The 16,927-nt window shown below is 70.0% G+C and carries 14 protein-coding genes; 3 read left to right on the forward strand and 11 right to left on the reverse strand.

Annotation, left to right across the window (positions count from 1 at the left end; all coding sequences use genetic code 11):
- Window positions 1-131: 131 nt before the first annotated feature.
- From WMJ97_RS03465 to WMJ97_RS03475, 3 genes are read left to right on the forward strand one after another with little or no spacing between them, the layout of a single operon-like run.
- Window positions 132-1,007: a glycosyltransferase family 2 protein gene (locus tag WMJ97_RS03465; protein ID WP_347347613.1), complete on the forward strand. Its 876-nt coding sequence runs from the start codon at window positions 132-134 to the stop codon at window positions 1,005-1,007.
- On the forward strand, window positions 1,004-2,194 hold the full coding sequence (locus tag WMJ97_RS03470) for an acyltransferase (RefSeq protein ID WP_347347570.1): 1,191 nt from the start codon (window positions 1,004-1,006) through the stop codon (window positions 2,192-2,194). Before WMJ97_RS03465 ends, WMJ97_RS03470 begins: the two co-directional genes overlap by 4 nt.
- 17 nt (window positions 2,195-2,211) lie before the next feature.
- On the forward strand, window positions 2,212-3,111 hold the full coding sequence (locus WMJ97_RS03475) for a chitosanase (protein ID WP_347347571.1): 900 nt from the start codon (window positions 2,212-2,214) through the stop codon (window positions 3,109-3,111).
- Window positions 3,112-3,229: 118 nt separating this feature from the next.
- On the opposite strand, the gene WMJ97_RS03480 is transcribed toward WMJ97_RS03475, so the two are convergent.
- The 11 genes from WMJ97_RS03480 to nuoE are packed head-to-tail and all read right to left on the reverse strand — an operon-like array spanning window position 3,230 to window position 16,925.
- Complete coding sequence (locus WMJ97_RS03480) at window positions 3,230-4,216, reverse strand: polyprenyl synthetase family protein (protein WP_347347572.1); 987 nt, start codon at window positions 4,214-4,216, stop codon at window positions 3,230-3,232.
- Window positions 4,217-4,246: 30 nt separating this feature from the next.
- On the reverse strand, window positions 4,247-5,827 hold the full coding sequence (nuoN, locus tag WMJ97_RS03485) for an NADH-quinone oxidoreductase subunit NuoN (protein WP_347347573.1): 1,581 nt from the start codon (window positions 5,825-5,827) through the stop codon (window positions 4,247-4,249).
- Window positions 5,827-7,338, reverse strand: coding sequence for an NADH-quinone oxidoreductase subunit M (locus tag WMJ97_RS03490; protein WP_347347574.1), 1,512 nt, complete (start codon window positions 7,336-7,338; stop codon window positions 5,827-5,829). The genes nuoN and WMJ97_RS03490 overlap by 1 nt, the downstream gene beginning before the upstream one ends.
- 17 nt (window positions 7,339-7,355) lie before the next feature.
- Window positions 7,356-9,221 (reverse strand): NADH-quinone oxidoreductase subunit L, encoded by a 1,866-nt coding sequence (gene nuoL, locus WMJ97_RS03495; RefSeq protein WP_347347614.1) that lies wholly within the window; start codon window positions 9,219-9,221, stop codon window positions 7,356-7,358.
- Between the two features lie 52 nt (window positions 9,222-9,273).
- Window positions 9,274-9,573, reverse strand: coding sequence for an NADH-quinone oxidoreductase subunit NuoK (nuoK, locus tag WMJ97_RS03500; protein ID WP_347347575.1), 300 nt, complete (start codon window positions 9,571-9,573; stop codon window positions 9,274-9,276).
- Between the two features lie 49 nt (window positions 9,574-9,622).
- On the reverse strand, window positions 9,623-10,441 hold the full coding sequence (locus tag WMJ97_RS03505) for an NADH-quinone oxidoreductase subunit J (RefSeq protein ID WP_347347576.1): 819 nt from the start codon (window positions 10,439-10,441) through the stop codon (window positions 9,623-9,625).
- Window positions 10,438-10,995, reverse strand: a complete 558-nt coding sequence (gene nuoI, locus WMJ97_RS03510; protein ID WP_347347577.1) for an NADH-quinone oxidoreductase subunit NuoI — start codon at window positions 10,993-10,995, stop codon at window positions 10,438-10,440. The genes WMJ97_RS03505 and nuoI overlap by 4 nt, the downstream gene beginning before the upstream one ends.
- Window positions 10,995-12,362: an NADH-quinone oxidoreductase subunit NuoH gene (nuoH, locus tag WMJ97_RS03515; RefSeq protein WP_347347578.1), complete on the reverse strand. Its 1,368-nt coding sequence runs from the start codon at window positions 12,360-12,362 to the stop codon at window positions 10,995-10,997. The genes nuoI and nuoH overlap by 1 nt, the downstream gene beginning before the upstream one ends.
- Entirely contained in the window at window positions 12,359-14,803 is a 2,445-nt protein-coding gene (locus WMJ97_RS03520; RefSeq protein ID WP_347347579.1) for an NADH-quinone oxidoreductase subunit G, read from the reverse strand. The genes nuoH and WMJ97_RS03520 overlap by 4 nt, the downstream gene beginning before the upstream one ends.
- A complete protein-coding gene (gene nuoF / locus WMJ97_RS03525) occupies window positions 14,800-16,182 on the reverse strand; it encodes an NADH-quinone oxidoreductase subunit NuoF (protein ID WP_347347580.1) in 1,383 nt (460 codons plus the stop codon). The genes WMJ97_RS03520 and nuoF overlap by 4 nt, the downstream gene beginning before the upstream one ends.
- Window positions 16,179-16,925 (reverse strand): NADH-quinone oxidoreductase subunit NuoE, encoded by a 747-nt coding sequence (nuoE, locus tag WMJ97_RS03530; protein ID WP_347347615.1) that lies wholly within the window; start codon window positions 16,923-16,925, stop codon window positions 16,179-16,181. Before nuoE ends, nuoF begins: the two co-directional genes overlap by 4 nt.
- Window positions 16,926-16,927: the final 2 nt, after the last annotated feature.

Below are 16,927 nucleotides of genomic sequence, written 5' to 3' on the forward strand. Positions count from 1 at the left end.
TCCCCCGCACGGGGACGTGTCGCCAACCAGAGGCATTTCCGGCCGTCAGAGGCATGTTCAAAGACGAGACGCATGCACCTTTGGGGGCGTAACGTCACGAACTGACAAGGCGATGGCGCCGCGACGACGTCATCGTCACCCTGGACGCCGACACGATCCTGACGCCCGACTCCATCACCAACCTGGTGCGGCACTTCGCCGTACCCGGCGCCGAACGCCTGGGCGCCGTCGCGGGCGTCGTCGCGGTCGGCAACCGGACGAAGAACCTCATGACCCGCTGGCAGGCGCTGGAGTACCTCACGATGATCGGTCTCGAGCGCTCCTCGCAGGACGCCCTCGGTGCGATCAACATCGTCCCCGGCGCGTGCGCCGCGTGGCGGCGCGAGGCGATCGTCGAGGCCGGCGGCTACTCCACCGACACCCTCGCCGAGGACTGCGACCTCGCCCTGACGCTGCACCAGCTCGGCTGGCGCATCACTCAGGACGACGACGCGTACGCCTACACCGAGGTCCCGGAGACGCTCGACGCCCTGCTGAAGCAGCGCGAGCGCTGGACCTACGGCACGCTGCAGGCGATGCACAAGCACCGCCGGATGATGTTCAACCGCCGCTTCGGGGCGCTCGGCTGGTACGTGATGCCGAACTTCCTGCTGTCGGTCGCGATCCCGCTCGTGTTCCTGCCGTTCGTCGCGGTGATCACGTTCCAGACGGCCGCCGGCGGCGGGCTGCTCATCCTGGCCGCCTACTGGGTCATGTTCTGCCTGATCCACCTGGGTCTGGCGGCCGCCAGCATCGGGCTCATGCGCGAGGACTGGAGCCACCTGAAGATGGTGCCCTTCTACCGCCTCGTGAACGACCCGCTGCGGGCGTACCTGCTGTACAAGTCCGTCGTGCTCGCGATCAAGGGCGGCACGATGGGCTGGAACAAGCTCGCCCGCACCGGCTCCATGGACGCCGCCCACGACTCGCGGCTGTTCGCCCGCGGCACGAAGGGGGCGACGGCATGACGGCGCTCATGAACCGGATCGATTCCACGCCGGACGCGATCGCGGCCGGCCCGACCACGGCGTCCCCGGCGCCCGGCGCCCAGCGCGCCGCGGCGTCCCGGGACCTGTACATCGACACCCTGCGCGGCGTCGCCCTGCTCCGCGTGCTGACGTATCACACGTTCGGGTGGGCCTGGCTGCCGATGGTGTACCCGTCGATGGGCATCATGTTCGCCCTGGGCGGCTCGCTCATGGCGTCGTCGCTCGACCGCGGCGGCAGCCTGGGCGGGCTCATCAAGAGGCGCTTCAAGCGCATCCTGATCCCGTTCTGGGCGTTCGCGGCGGTCGCCGTGGGCGTGATGCTGTCGCGGGGCTGGCAGGTGACCGAAGACCTCGGCGAGCCGCTGACGGTCGAGAGCGCCCTGCGCTGGATCGTGCCGCTGGGCATGCCGCCGAACAGCGTCCAGTTCGACGACTGGGTGCTGCCGCTGTGGTACGTCGCGGCGTACCTGTGGTTCGTCCTGCTCTCCCCCGCGCTGTTGTGGCTGTTCCGGCGCTGGCCGAAGACGATGATCACGGCGCCGCTGGCCCTCGTGTTCCTGCAGGCCGGCACGATCATCGACCTGTCGGGCCCGTTCGGCGACATCGCGCTCGACGTCGTGACGTACGCCGCCTGCTGGATGCTCGGCTTCGCGCACCACGACGGCCTGCTGAAGCGCATCCCGCTGTGGAAGGCGCTGACGGGCGCCGCCATGCTGGCCGCCGCCGGCATCGCGTGGGCCTACGCGTTCCCGAACGTGGAGTCGGGCGCGAACGTCTCCGACATCCCGGTCGCGTCCGCGCTGTTCAGCCTGGGGGCCGTGCTGCTGGTCCTCCGCTGTTACCTGAATTTCGCGTGGATGCACCGTGTTCCGCCGCTCGCGTGGCTCGTCCGGGCCGTGAGTTCCCGCGCCCTTACGATCTATCTGTGGGGAAACGCGGCGATCTACGGCTCGGAGCTCCTGCTCGATCAGTGGTCGGTGACGCAGCCCCTCGTGCAGGGGCCGGCCAGCGACTGGTGGATCTACGGCGGCACGTTCGTCGTCCTGACGGCGATCGTGCTGGCGGTCGGCTGGATCGAGGACGTGGCAGCCGGACGCCGGCCGCGCCTGGTGCCCCGGTTCTCCACGCCCGCCGGACGCCCCCGCGCCCGCCTGGCGACGGCCTGACCGGCCGGCTGCGGGCGTTGGCCGCGGGAGTCGTGATCGTCGCGATGGTGACCTCTGGGTGCGTCGCCTCCGGCCCGGACGCCGGCGGCTGGCGGCTGCCGTGGGAGCGCGGCACGGGGGACGCCGCGGGCGTCCCCTGCGTCGCCCTCCCCGGCCCGTCGGCCACCGGGGGGCTCGGGGACGCCCGTCTCCGCGAGATCATGCGGGTCCTGATGTCGACGTCGGAGAACTCCAGCCTCGACTGGCGGGCGCAGGCGTCCTACATCGAGTACAACGTCGAGGGAAACCCGCGCGACAACCGCGGCTACACGGCGGGCATCGTCGGGTTCACCACCCGCGCCGGCGACCTGCTGAAGCTCGCCGAGGCGTACACGGTGGCCCACCCGCGCAACCCGCTCGCGACGTACCTGCCGGCCCTGCGGCGGGCCGAGGGCTCGCCGTCGGCGTCCGGGCTGGGCGACGGGTTCGTCCGGGCGTGGCGGCAGGCCGCGCGCGACCCGGCGTTCGTCGACGCGCAGGTCGCCAAGGCGGACGCCTGGTACTACGACCCCGCGATCAGCCACGCCGTCCGGGACGGCCTCGGCCCGCTCGGCCAGTTCGCCTACGCTGACTCGGCCGTGATGCACGGCGTGGACGGCGGGTACGACTCGTTCACCGCGACCCGCGAGCGGGCGGCGCAACGCGCACGACCGCCCGCCGCCGGCGGCGACGAGACCGCCTACCTGCGGGCGTTCCTGACGGAGCGGAAGGCGTCCATGCGCAGCGAGACCGCCCACGCGGACACCTCCCGCGTCGACGACCAGCAACGGCGGTTCCTGGACGCGCGCAACCTCGCGCTGCGACTGCCGCTGCGCTGGTCGGTGTACGGGGACGCCTACGCGATCGTCCCGCCGGGCAACCGCTGCCCGGCGCGGTAGGGCCGGCACCCCGGCCCCCACTGTCCCCCGCAGGAACTCCCTGCGGGTCCCCGGAAACGTCGAAGGCCGCGCTCCCCAGGCGCGGCCTTCGATGCCGTTCGAGTTCGGTGCATCCCCCCTACGACGACCGCGTGACCACCTGGTCGCACAGGGCGTCCAGGGCGTCGCGGGCGGGCCCCTCGGGCAGGGGCGCCAGGTAGCCGCGGGCGACTTCGGCCCGGCGCGCCACCTCGGCGCGGGCGGCGTCCAGCAGCGGGTGGGCGCGCAGGAGGTCGAGGGCCTCGGAGACCTCGCCCTCGTCATCCAGCGGGCGCGACACGAGGTCGCGCAGGCGGGCGTCCGACGGGTCGGTGGACGCCATCACCATCAACGTCGGCAGCGTCGGGACGCCTTCGCGCAGGTCGGTGCCCGGCGTCTTGCCGGACGACGTCGACGCGATGTCGATGATGTCGTCGGAGAGTTGGAAGACCACGCCGATCTCTTCGCCGTAGCGGCCCAGCGCGTCCAGCGCCTCCCGCGACGCCCCGCACACCATGCCGCCGAACACCGCGGACGCCGCGATCAGCGAACCCGTCTTGTCGGCGACCACGTCGAGGTAGTGCTGCAGCCGGTCGGCGCCCTCGGCCGGGCCCCGGGTCTCGGCGATCTGACCCTGCACGAGCCGGGCGAACGTGTCGGCCTGCAGCTTCACATAGTCGGTACCGAGCGTCGCGACGGTCGAGGACGCCCGCGAGAACAGGTAGTCGCCGACCAGGATCGCCACCGAGTTGTCCCACCGCCGGTTGGCGCTGGGGACGCCGCGGCGCACCTCCGCATCGTCCATGACGTCGTCGTGGTACAGGCTCGCCACGTGGGTGAGCTCCATCACGATCGCCGCGCGGTCGATGCGGTCGGCGTCCGCCCCCGCCAGCAGTTGCGACGCCAGCACCACGAGCAGGGGGCGGAACCGCTTGCCCCCCGCCCGGACGATGTGGCTGGCTGCCTCGCTCACGAACGGGGTGTCGGCCTGCGCTGATTCGAGCAGCAGCTTCTCGATCGCGTCGAGCCGCGACGTCACCAACGACTGGAACTCGGTATCGATTCTCGCCGTCTCACTCGCAGCCACAACGCTCCTTCTGTACTGGGGAAAGCAACGTTACCTGAGGAAGGTCCCCAGCAACGAAGCCGGCCCGAGCAGCAGGTCGGGCGCGATGCCCAGAACGAGGGTCGCGACGGCCCCGACGACGATCGGGATCCACGTCCACAGGGACGCCTCCCCCACGTACGTGTTGGGGGCGGGCGGCCGCGCGAACATGATGACGATGACCTTCAGGTAGATGTACGCCGCCACGAGGCTGGTCAGCACCGCGATCACGACGAGCCACCAGTAGCCGCCGCGCCAGGCCGCCGCGAAGACCGCCCACTTGCCCATGAGCCCGGCCGTCGGCGGGATGCCGGCGAAGCTGAGCAGGAACAGAGACATGAGGCCCGCCACCCACGGACGCTTGGCCGCGAGCCCGGCCCAGCCGTCGAGGTCGTTCTCCTCGCTCGCCGGGTTGCGGACGAGCGTCACGATCGCGAAGGCGCCGACCGTCGCGAAGCCGTAGGCCGCGAGGTAGAACAGGATCGCCGACACCGAGGTGGGCTGGCCCGCCCCCACGTCCTGGCTGGCCCCGGTCACGGCGGTGAAGATGAACCCCGCGTGAGCGATGGAGCTGTACGCCAGCAGTCGCTTCACGTCGCGCTGCGTCAGGGCGGCGACGGTGCCCGCGATCATCGTGATGATCGCCAGCACGGCGAACACCGGCTGCCACGTCCAGCGCTCGGCGCCCAGCGCCACGTAGAACACGCGCAGCGTCGCGCCGACCGCCGCCATCTTCGTGCAGATGGCCATGAAGCCGGTGAGCGGCGTCGGGGCGCCCATGTAGACGTCCGGGATCCAGTTCGCGAACGGGACGATGCCGATCTTGAACAGCAGGCCGACCGCGACGAGCGCGAGGCCCGCATAGAGCAGCCCGCGTCCATAGGCGGGGGCGGTCACGGCGGCGGCGATCGTGCCCAGGTCGAACGAGCCCGAGAAGCCGTACAGCATCGCGATGCCGAACAGGAAGAAGCCCGAGCTGAACGCGCCCAGCAGGAAGTACTTCAGCGCGGCCTCCTGCGACAGCAGGCGACGCTTCCGCGCCATGCCGCACATGAGGTACAGCGGCAGCGAGAAGACCTCGAGCCCCACGAACAGGGTCAGCAGGTCGTTCGCCGAGACGAACACGAGCATGCCGGTCAGCGAGAACAGGGCGAGCGGGAAGACCTCGGTCTGCTCCAGGCGGAACCGGTCGGCCTCGGCCTCCTCCCGGCTGCCGGGCACGGTGGCCGCCGACGAGGCGAACACCGGGACGCCGGCCAGCCGCTCCTCCTTGAAGACCATGACGGCCAGCAGGCCGAACACGAGCAGCAGGACCCACATGACGGCGGTCGGCCCGTCCAGCATGATCGAGCCCATCCCGACCGCCCCCACAGGCCCCAGCCGCAGGTTCGCGACCGTGTAGGCCAGCGCGGCGAGGACGCCGCCGACGACGAGGCCGATCTGCACCTCACCCCGCCAGCGCCGGGACCGACCGAGCATGAGGGCGTCCACCAGGACGCCCGCGCACGCGGCCCCGAACAGGATCAGGATCGGCGCCAACTGCCGGAACTCGATCGTCGGCGCCGTGATCTCGAGCGGCAGCATCATCGTCATCACTGTTCTCCCTCCACGACCGGAGCGGGATCAACGAGCTGCACCCGCTGCATGGCCGCTTGGGCCGTCGGCTCAACCAGCTTCACGGCAGGCTGAGGATAGAAACCGAGCAAGAGGATCGCGCCGATCACCGGCACCATCACCAGACGTTCGACCTCGTTCAGGTCGCGGCCGGTGAAGTGCTGCGCGGCGTCGTCCGTCACGGGGCCGGTCATCGGCTTGCGGTAGAGCCGCAAGGCGTAGACGGCGGCGAGCACCATGCCGACCGTCGCGACGGCGGTCGCCCACGGCGCCCTACCGAACGTGCCGGTGACAACCATGATCTCCGAGACGAACGTCGACATGCCGGGCAGCGACAGCGCCGAGAGGGCCGCGAGCAGCAGGACGCCGGACGCGACCGGCGCGAGCTTCTGGACGCCGCCGAAGGCATTGATGTCCGCGCTGCCCCGCCGCGAGATCAGGTACCCGACGGCCAGGAAGAGCGCCGCGGTGCTGAACCCGTGGTTGAGCATGTAGAAGATCGACCCCGACATGCTCTGCGTGGTGAACGAGTAGATGCCGAGCACCATGAAGCCGAAGTGGCTGATCGAGGTGTAGGCCACCAGGCGCATGAGGTTGCGCGAGCCGATCGCGCCGAGGGCGCCGTAGATGATCGAGATCAGCGCGAGGATCACCATGACCGGGGCGGCCCAGCGGCTCGCCTCGGGGAAGATCACGAGGCAGAACTTGATCATGCCGAACGTGCCGATCTTGTCCAGCACGCCGACCAGCATCGTGGCCGAGCCGGGCGTGGACTGCTCGGCGGCGTCCGGCAGCCACGTGTGCAGCGGGACCATCGGCGCCTTGATGATGAACGCGATCAGGAAGCCCAGCATCAGCCAGTGGCCGGCTTCCCCGCCGATGTTGAGGGCGGCGAGGTCCGACAGCAGGTACGACGGACGCCCCGCGCTCGCCGAGACCACGTACAGGCCGATCACCGACGCCAGCATCACGAGGCCGCCGGCGAGGCTGAACAGCAGGAACTTCAGTGCCGCGTAGCCGCGCCGCGGGCCGCCGTACCCGACGATGAGGAAGTACATCGGGATCAGCGTCGCCTCGAAGAAGAGGTAGAACAGCAACACGTCATCGGCCGTGAACACGAACAGCGACAGGCCCTCGAGGATCAGGACGAGCGCGAAGAAGGCCTGCGACGTCCACTGGCCGACGATGCCGGACGACTTCCATTCGACCAGCAGCACAACCGGGGTCAGGATCACGGTGAGCAGCACCATCGCGAGGCCCATGCCGTCCAGGCCGAGGGCCCACGAGGCGCCGAAGGAGCGCACCCACGGCACCTGCACGGCGAGGTCGACCCCCGCGGAGTACATGCCGGCGATGCCGGCGCCCAGGCCGAGCGTGAGCAGGGCGAAGCCCATGCCCAGCCACTTGGACGCCTCCCTCATCGGCAGCAGGAGCAGAAGGCCTCCGACGAGGGGCACGAGCCCAAGGACGGTGAGCCAGGGGAATGTCATGGCGAAAAGCTCCTAACTCAGGCCAGGTGGGTGAGGATCAGGACGACGCCGACCAGGACGACGCCGGCGACCATGGTGAGCGCGTACGTGCGAGCGAAGCCGGTCTGAAGCTTCCGCACCTGCGTCGAGAGACCGCCGAACGCGTACGCCGACGAGTCGACCGCCTTGTCCAGGCCGTTGTGGTCGAACGTCGCGACGCCCCGGGCGACCGCCCCGGTCGGCTGGACGACGAAGATGTCGTTGATGGCGTCCGCGAAGAGGTCGTTGCGTCCCGTGATCGTGATCGGGTTCGAACTGGCCGGGGCGGTCGTCGGGACGCTGCGGCGTCCGAAGAGCGCCCAGCCCAGGGCCACGCCCGCGAGCACGACGACGATCGTGAGCAGCCCGATGGGCGTCGGGATCCACGAGACCTCGTGCGGGTGATTGCCCGCCGCGGGCTCGAGCCAACCCTGGATCCAGCCGTTCATCACCGCGCCGGCGATGATCGACAGGAGTGCGAGGACGATCAGCGGCACCGTCATGACCTTCGGCGACTCGTGCGGATGGACGCCGGGCTCCCAGCGCTCCTGCCCGAAGAAGGTCATGAACATGAGGCGCGTCATGTAGAACGCCGTCACGCCCGCGCCGAGCAACGCGCAGACGCCCGCGATGAGGTTGGCGTGGAAGGCCGCCTCGATGATGTGGTCCTTGCTGAAGTAGCCGGCGAGCGGCGGGATGCCGATGATCGCCAGGTAGCCCATCAGGAACGTGTAGAAGGTGTACGGCATCGCCTTGCGCAGCGCTCCGTAGTGGCGCATGTTCACGTCGTCGTTCATGCCGTGCATGACCGAGCCGGCGCCGAGGAACATGTTCGCCTTGAACGCGCCGTGGGTCAGCAGGTGGAAGATCGCGAACGCGTACCCGGCCGGGCCGATGCCCGCGGCCAGCATCATGTAGCCGATCTGGCTCATGGTGGAGCCGGCCAGCACCTTCTTGATGTCGTCCTTGCTGCACCCGATCCACGCGCCGAACAGCAGCGTGACCGTTCCGACGATCACCACGGCCATCTGCGCGACCGGGCTGGCCTCGAAGATCGCGTGGCTCCGGACGACCAGGTAGACGCCCGCCGTGACCATCGTCGCCGCGTGGATGAGGGCCGACACGGGCGTCGGGCCCTCCATGGCGTCCAACAGCCATGCCTGCAGGGGCACCTGCGCGGACTTACCGCACGCCCCCACCAGCAAGAAGATGCCGATCAGGGTGGCCCACATGGGCTCCAGCGCGGCCGCCCCGGCGGCCACGTCGACGAACCGGACCGAGCCGAACATCGCCAGCATCGACGAGATCGCCAGCACCATGCCGACGTCGCCGATGCGGTTCATCACGAAGGCCTTCACGCCGGCGGCGGCCGCGGACGGACGCTCCTGCCAGAAGCTGATGAGCAGGTAGGACGCCAGGCCCACGCCCTCCCAGCCGACGAAGAGGATCAGGTAGCTGTCCGCGAGGATGAGCGTCAGCATCGCGGCGACGAACAGGTTCAGGTAGGCGAAGAACCGGCGCCGGCGCGGGTCGTGCGCCATGTAGCCGATCGAGTAGATGTGGATCAGGCCGCCCACGCCGGTGATCAGCAGGACGAACACGATCGACAGCGGGTCGACCAGGAGGCCGACCGGGAAGCTCCACGCACCCACCGAGAACCAGTCGTACAGGTGCGACTCGACCACGCGCTCGGTGACAGGACGCCCCCACATCTCCGCGAAGAGGCACGCGCCGACCGCGAAGGAGAACCAGATGGCCGCGACGGCCAGGTAGTGGCCCCAGGCGTCCAGCATGCGCCCGCCGATCAGCAGGATCGCGGCGACGAGGAGCGGGGCCGCGATCATCCACCAGGCGTTGGCGAACATCCCGGTGCCAGCCACCGGATGGATCGTCTCGAGAAGAAACACGCCCGCCCCCTCAGAGCTTCAGCAGGTTGGCGTCGTCGACCGAGGTCGTCCGGCGCGTCTTGTAGACCATGACGATGATCGCGAGGCCGACCACGACCTCGGCCGCCGCCACGACCATGACGAAGAAGGCGGCCACCTGGCCGTCCAGGTTGCCGTGCATCTGGGCGAACGCCGCGAACGCGAGGTTCGCCGAGTTCAGCATCAACTCGACGCACATGAACGCGATCAGGGCGTTGCGCCGGGTCAGCACGCCGACCGAGCCGATCGAGAAGAGGATCGCGGCGAGGATCAGGAAGTTCTCGGGGTTCACCGCGCGCTCCCCTCGCCCGTACGACGGCTCCGCGCCGTCCGAAGGCTGCTCATTCGTCGTCCTCCTTGTCGATGTCGCGCTGCGCCTCGATGGCCCGGAAGTTCTCCTCCGCGCCGGCGAGGTCGGCGGCGTCCAACGCCGCGCCGCGGATGACCAGCGTCCGGCTGACCGACCTCTCGGCCACCGAGCCGTCCGGCAGGAGCGCCGGGGCGCCGATCGAGTTGTTGGTCGCGAAGACGCCCGAGCTCGGCAGCGTTCCCGGGTGCTCGCCGCGCTCGGCGTAGGCGCGCATGCGCTCGTCCGAGAGGACGCGCTGGCCGGCCTTCGGGGTGACCCGCGTGTGGTGGGCCAGCACCATCGCGCCGACGGCCGCGGTGATCAGCAGGGCGGCGGTGAGCTCGAAGACGAACATGTACCGGACGAACAGGACACCCGCGAGCGACGGCACGTTGCCGCCCTCGGCGGCGTTCGCCGCGTCCATGCCCACCGGAGGCTGCGTGACGGCCCCGCCGATCGCGTAGATGAGCAGGGCGGCCAGCGCCACGGCGATGATGATGCCCAGGATGCGCTGGCCGTGGATGGTCTCGACCGCCGAGTCGGGCTTGTCGACGCCGACCAGCATCAGCACGAACAGGAACAGCATCATGATCGCGCCGGTGTAGACGATGATCTGCACGACGAACAGGAACGGACCGTCGAGCGCCGCGTACAGCACGGCCAGGTTGATCATCACGACGACCATCGACAACACGGAGTGCACGGCCTTGCGGAAGAGGACGAGCCCGAGCGCGCCCAGCACCATGAGCGGCGCGCAGATCCAGAAGGTCACCTCCGTCCCGGTCACGAGCGGGATGAGTGCGGGGTTCATTTCTTCGCTCCCTCGTCGACGGTGCCCGTGCGGGTGTCGGCCGTGCCCGTCGTGGGCAGCCCCAGGAAGTACTCGCGCTCGTCGTTGCCGAGTCGGCGCGCGTGCGGGGGCTCCTCCATGCCGGGCAGCAGGGGCGCCAGCAGCCGGTCCTTCGTGTAGATCATCTTCTCGCGGGTCACGTCGGCCAGCTTGAAGTCGTTGGTCATCGTCAGGGCGCGCGTCGGGCACGCCTCGATGCACAGGCCGCACAGGATGCAGCGCAGGTAGTTGATCTGGTAGACGCGGCCGTAGCGCTCGCCCGGGGAGTAGCGATCCTCCTCGGTGTTGTCGGCGCCCTCGACGTAGATCGCGTCCGCGGGGCACGCCCACGCGCACAACTCGCAGCCGACGCACTTCTCCAAGCCGTCCGGCCAGCGGTTCAGCTGGTGGCGGCCGTGGAAGCGGGGCGCCGTGACCTTCTCCTTGCCCTTCTCGGGGTAGCCCTGGGTGAAGGTGGGCCGGAAGATGGTTCGCAGCGTGACGCCGAACCCGGCCCAGGCATCGAAGATTCCCACTATCGCTCCTCCTCCGTGACGACCGCCCGGCGGGGCCGGTCAGGGTCGGTTTCCTCGGACGCCTCGTCGGCCGAGCTCGGCACGACGTCGGCGAACTCCGGCAGCACCTGCCCCGGCATGGGCGGCACCGGGTAGCCGCCGGCGAAGGCGTCGAAGTGGAGCGATTCCACCTCGGCCTCGGGTGGCTCCTCCGCCCCCAGGAACCAGACCGCGACCACGATCAGGCCCAGCACCGCCAGCAACCCGATCATCACCATCGGGCTCATCAGGCCCGCGTTGGTGAGGCCGCGGACGATCGAGATCATGATCACCCACAGCAGGGAGATCGGGATCATCCACTTCCAGCCGAGATCCATGAACTGGTCGTAGCGGAGGCGGGGCAGCGTGCCGCGCAGCCACACGAACACCGAGATCAGCAACTGCACCTTGATGACGAACCACAGCAGGCCCCAGTACCCGAAGTCGACCGAGAAGCCGAGCAGGTTGGCCAGCGGCTCGAACGGCCAGATCGCGTGGTAGCCGCCGAAGAACAGCGTGGTCGCGATCGCGGAGACGGTGGCCATGTTGATGTACTCGGCCAGGAAGAAGATCGCGTACCGGAAGCCCGTGTACTCGGTCAGGTGACCGGAGACCAGCTCCGACTCGCACTCGGGCAGGTCGAACGGGGCGCGGTTCGTCTCGCCGACCATCGAGATCAGGTAGATCACGCACGAGGGCAGCAGCAGGAAAAAGTACCAGCCGTTCAGCCCGATGGCCCCGACGAACGGGAGCGCCCGGCCCTGGGCCTCGACGATCTCCGACGTCGACATCGACCCCGAGTAGAGGATCACCGCGACGTAGCTGAGGCCCATCGAGATCTCGTAGCTGATCATCTGCGCCGAGCTGCGCAGCGCGCCGAGCAGCGAGTACGGCGAATTCGACGACCAACCGGCCAGCACGAAGCCGTACACGGCGACGGACGCCGCGGCGAGCAGGACCAGCGCCGACACCGGCAGGTCGGTGACCTGCAGCCGGGTCTGGACGCCGAACATGTTCACCTCACCCGCCAGCGGGATCACCGACCAGGCGGTGAATGCCGCGACGCCGGCGATGAGCGGGGCGATCGAGAACAGGAACTTGTCGACCATGCCCGGCGCGAAGTCCTCTTTGAACATCAACTTGAGGCCGTCGCCGAGGGCCTGGCCCAGGCCGCCCAGCCACGTCGGGTTCATGATCGGGCCGAGGCGATGCTGCATCTTGCCGACGAGGCGTCGCTCGTACCACACGTTGAAGATCGTCCAGGTCAGCAGCAGGACGACCACCCCGATGACCTTGATCAGAACAATCCACCACGGGTCGTTCATGACGAGGGGAACCGTGTTGTTCATGCCACACCTCCAGGTGTCACCGTCACGGAATCACCAGGCAGGACGGCGAGCTCGCCAAGTCCGCCGGACCAGATGTTGCCGGGGAGCCACACGGTGTCGTCGACCATGCCCTCCTCGATCACGAGCGGCAGCGCCGCGGCGCGGCGCGACGACGAGACCGTCACGTCCTCGCCGGCCACCAGGCCGAGCCTCTCGGCCGTCGCCGGGCTCACCCGCGCGACCGCCGGCTTGGCCGTCGCCCGCAGCGCCGGGGCGCCGTCGTTGCCCGCCGAGCCGTCGATGAGCTGACGCCAGCTCGCCACGACCAGGCCCTCGGCGGACGGGGCCGGCGACCCGGCCTTCTTCCAGCCGAAGCCGTGCCGCAGGGCATCCGGGGAGGCCACCGACGGGCGGGGCGCAGCCGCGCCGTCCCAGCCGGTCAGCTCGCCGAACTCCGCCCGGGCCTGCTTGGCCAGCCGGACGCCCAGGTCGACGCCCAGCGCGTCCGCGAGCGCCGCGAGCACCCGCAGGTCGGTCATCGGGGACACGCCCTGCTTGACGACCCGGTTCACGCGGCCCGCCCGATGCTCCCAGTTCAGGAAGGTGCCGGCCTGCTCCTCGACCAACGCCGCCGGGAAGACCACGTCGGCCCGCTCGGTCACCTCGCTGGCGCGCTGCTCGATCGACACGACGAACCCGGCCTTCTCCAGCCCCTGACGCGCAGCCTGCGCGTCGGCGAAGTCGGTCGGCTGGACGCCGGCCACGACCAGCGCCTTCAACTCCCCGGACGCCGCCGCGGCGAGCATGCCGTCGGCGTCCAGCCCCGTGGCGACGGGCAGCCCGTCGATCCCCCACGCGGCCTGCACGTCGATCCGCGCCGCCGTGTCGGCGACCGGACGCCCGCCCGGCAGCAGGTTCGGCAGGCACCCGGCCTCGATCGCGCCGCGGTCGCCCGCGCGCCGCGGGATCCAGGCGAGCCGCGCGCCGGAGCGCTCGGCGGCGTCCAGGGCGGCCAGCAGCAGCCCGGGGACCGCGGCGGCCCGCTCCCCCACGAGGAGGACGGTCTCGGCGTCCAGCTCCAGCCCGGCGAGGGCGTCGGTCTCGCGGCCCGGGACGCTCGCGATCAGCTCGGCGCCCAGCTTGCGCGCGCCGTTGGACAGGTAGGGAGCGATGGTGGTGACCTTCGTCCCGCTCTTGCGGACGCCCTTGCGCAGCCGCAGGAAGACGATCGGGCTCTCCTCCTCGGGCTCGAACGCGACGCAGACGACCTTCTTCGCGCCGCCGAGCTCGGTGTAGGTGACCCCGTCGCCGACCTGCTTGCCCGCGACGGCATGCGCCAGGAAGTCGGCCTCCTCGACGCTGTGGACGCGCGAGCGGAAGTCGATGTTGTTCGTCCCGAGCACCGCCCGGGCGAACTTTGAGTAGCCGTAGGCGTTCTCGAGCGTGAGGCGTCCGCCCGTCAGGACGCCCGCCGCGCTGCCCGCCGCCTTCAGGCCGGCGACGGCCGCGTCGATGGCCTCGGGCCACGACGCGACGCGCAACTCGCCGCCCTCGCGCACCAGCGGCCGGGTGATCCGGTCGTCGCCGCGCCCGTAGTAGAAGGCGAAGCGGCCGCGGTCGCAGTTCCACTCCTCGTTGACCTCGGGCCGGTCGCCGCCGAGGCGGCGCCGCACCTTGTAGTGCCGGTGATCGGTGCGCAGCTCGCAGCCGGCCGCGCAGTGCTCGCAGGTCGTCGTCGTCGACACCAGGTCGAACGGGCGGCTCTGGAAGCGGTAGTCGGCGCTGGTCAGCGCGCCCACCGGGCAGATCTGGATGACGTTGCCCGAGAAGTAGGAGTCGTACGGATGGTCCTCGTAGAAGCCCACCTGCTGCAGGGCACCGCGCTCGACGAGCGCGATGAACGGGTCGCCGGAGATCTGCTCGGAGAACCGGGTGCATCGCGCGCACAGCACGCAGCGCTCACGGTCGAGCAGCACCTGGGCCGACAGCGAGACCGGCTTCGGGTAGGTCCGCTTGACGCCGAGGTAACGGCTCTCGCCCCACCCGTGCGACATCGACTGGTTCTGCAGCGGGCACTCGCCGCCCTTGTCGCAGATCGGGCAGTCGAGAGGGTGGTTGATGAGCAGCAGCTCCAGCATCCCCTCCTGCGCACGCTTGGCGACATCGGAGGAGAGCTGGGTCTTGATGTGCATGTTCGGCGCGCATTCCAGCGTGCAGGACGCCTGCGGCTTCGGCATGCCTCGGCCGTTGCCGGCGTCGGGAACCTCGACCAGGCACTGGCGGCAGGCGCCGACCGGGTCGAGCAGCGGGTGGTCGCAGAAGCGCGGGATCGCGACGCCGATCATCTCCGCGGCGCGGATGGCCAGCGTGCCCTTGGGCACCTGCACCTCGATCCCGTCGATGAAGACGCTGATCAGGTCGGGCTTCTTGACGCCGGCCTCCGCCTTCGTGTCGACGCTCATGCCAGGCCTCCTTCGTGCACGGGCTCAGCGGCGCCGTCGCCCGGGTTCGAGTCCCGTTCGGGGTACTCGGCGGGCGGGGTCCGCGGGGTGAACAGGGCGCTCTTCTCGTAGGGGAACAGCTCCCAGGCGGGCGTGCCGTACCCCTGCTCGAACTCCTCACGGAAGTGTTTGACCGCCGAGGTGACGCAGGCGACCGCGCCGTCGGCGAGCGCGCAGAACGAGCGGCCGCCGATGCTGGTGCAGATGTCGAGCAGCTTGTCGACGTCGCCCTCGACGGCCTCGCCCGCCTCGAACTTCTTCAGCAGCTGCACGAGCCACCACGAGCCCTCGCGGCACGGCGTGCACTTGCCGCAACTCTCGTGCTTGTAGAACTCGACCCACCGCAACGTGGTCCGGACGACCGAGACGGTCTCGTCGAAGATCTGCAGGGCCTTGGTGCCCAGCATCGTGCCCGCGCCCGCCATGCCCTCGTAGTCGAGAGGAAGGTCGAGGTCGTCGCCCGTCAGGATCGGCGTCGAGCTTCCCCCCGGCGTCCAGAACTTCAACCGATGACCGTTGCGGACGCCGCCGGCCAGTTCCAGCAGCTCGCGGAGCGTGACGCCGAGCGGCGCCTCGAACTGGCCCGGCCGGACGACGTGGCCCGACAGCGAGTAGATCGTGAAGCCCTTGCTCTTCTCGGTGCCCATGCTCTGGAACCAGGCCGCACCGTGGTCGATGATGGCCGGCACCGACGAGATCGACTCGACGTTGTTGATCACCGTGGGGCACGCGTAGAGGCCCGCGACAGCCGGGAACGGAGGACGCAGGCGCGGCTGGCCGCGGCGTCCTTCGAGCGAATCGAGCAGCGCCGTCTCCTCGCCACAGATGTACGCCCCGGCGCCCGCGTGGACGACGACCTCCAGGTCGTAGCCCGAGCCCAGGATGTTCTTGCCGATGTAGCCCGCCGAGTACGCCTCGCGCACCGCCTGCTGCAGCCGTCGGATCACGTGCAGCACCTCGCCGCGCACGTAGATGAACGCGTAGCGGCAGCCGATCGCGTAGCTGGAGATGATGACGCCCTCGACCAGCGTGTGCGGGGACGCCATCAGCAGCGGCATGTCCTTGCACGTGCCCGGCTCCGACTCGTCGGCGTTGACCACGAGGTACTTCGGGTTCGGGTTGTCCTTCGGGACGAAGCTCCACTTCATGCCCGTCGGGAAGCCCGCGCCGCCGCGTCCGCGGAGGCCGGAATCCTTCACCGTGCCCAGCACGTCGGCCGCCGGCTGGGCCAGCGCCTTACGCAGCGCGCGGTAGCCGCCGCGCCGCTCGTAGTTGGCGATCTTCCAGGCCCGCTCGTCGCCCCAGTTCGCGCTGAGGACGGGGGTCAACACGTCGGTCACTTCGCACCATCCTGAGGCTCGTCCGCCGTCACCGGCGGCGGGATGTCAGGGGCCTTCCAGCCCCGGGAACGCGCGATCTCCAGGCCCAGCAGGGACGCCTCCCCTGCGGTCGGACCCTCGTCGGCGCGGCCGTCGGGGAACCCGGCGAGCACGCGCTCGGCCTCGCGCCACGACGTGATGGTCGCGCCGCGGGTGGCGTGCACCTCCTGGCCGGACGCCAGATCGTCCAGCAGTTGGTCGGCCTTCTCGGGGGTCATGTTGTCCATGAACTCCCAGTTGACCATCATCACCGGGGCGAAGTCGCAGGCGGCGTTGCACTCGAGCCGCTCCAGGGAGAACTCGCCGTCGGGCGTCGTCTCGCCTTCGTGGATGCCGAGCTTCTCCTCCACCTGCTGCAGCAGGTAGTCGCCGCCCATCACGGCGCACAGCGCCGTGGTGCAGACGCCGACGTGGTGCCGGCCGGCCGGACGCCTCTTGTACATGGTGTAGAACGTCGCGACGCCCGCCACCTGGGCGGTCGTGATGCCGAGCACCTCGGCGCACGCCTCGATGCCCTTCGGCGAGATGCGGCCGTCCACGCTCTGCAGCAGGTGCAGCATCGGGAGCAGCGCCGAGCGGCCGTTCGGGTAGCGCGCCGCCAGCTGGCGCATCTCGTCGTACGTCGTCTCGTCGATGCTCGTCTCGGTGTCGCTGTAATCGACGCCCCCCGATTCGGGGAAGAACGACTCGAACTCGTGGCCCATCG

This window comes from Nigerium sp. (assembly GCF_039811905.1).
Classification (GTDB): Bacteria; Actinomycetota; Actinomycetes; order Propionibacteriales; family Propionibacteriaceae; genus Propioniciclava.

What these genes read in the sequence shown, in the direction of transcription:
- WMJ97_RS03470 (WP_347347570.1), top strand. Translation starts at nt 1,004, where the DNA reads ATGACGGCGCTCATGAACCGGATCGATTCCACGCCGGACGCGATCGCG.
- nuoN (WP_347347573.1), bottom strand. Translation starts at nt 5,827, where the DNA reads ATGACGATGATGCTGCCGCTCGAGATCACGGCGCCGACGATCGAGTTC.
- WMJ97_RS03490 (WP_347347574.1), bottom strand. Translation starts at nt 7,338, where the DNA reads ATGACATTCCCCTGGCTCACCGTCCTTGGGCTCGTGCCCCTCGTCGGA.
- nuoL (WP_347347614.1), bottom strand. Translation starts at nt 9,221, where the DNA reads ATGTTCGCCAACGCCTGGTGGATGATCGCGGCCCCGCTCCTCGTCGCC.
- WMJ97_RS03505 (WP_347347576.1), bottom strand. Translation starts at nt 10,441, where the DNA reads ATGAACCCCGCACTCATCCCGCTCGTGACCGGGACGGAGGTGACCTTC.
- nuoH (WP_347347578.1), bottom strand. Translation starts at nt 12,362, where the DNA reads ATGAACAACACGGTTCCCCTCGTCATGAACGACCCGTGGTGGATTGTT.
- WMJ97_RS03520 (WP_347347579.1), bottom strand. Translation starts at nt 14,803, where the DNA reads ATGAGCGTCGACACGAAGGCGGAGGCCGGCGTCAAGAAGCCCGACCTG.
- nuoE (WP_347347615.1), bottom strand. Translation starts at nt 16,925, where the DNA reads ATGGGCCACGAGTTCGAGTCGTTCTTCCCCGAATCGGGGGGCGTCGAT.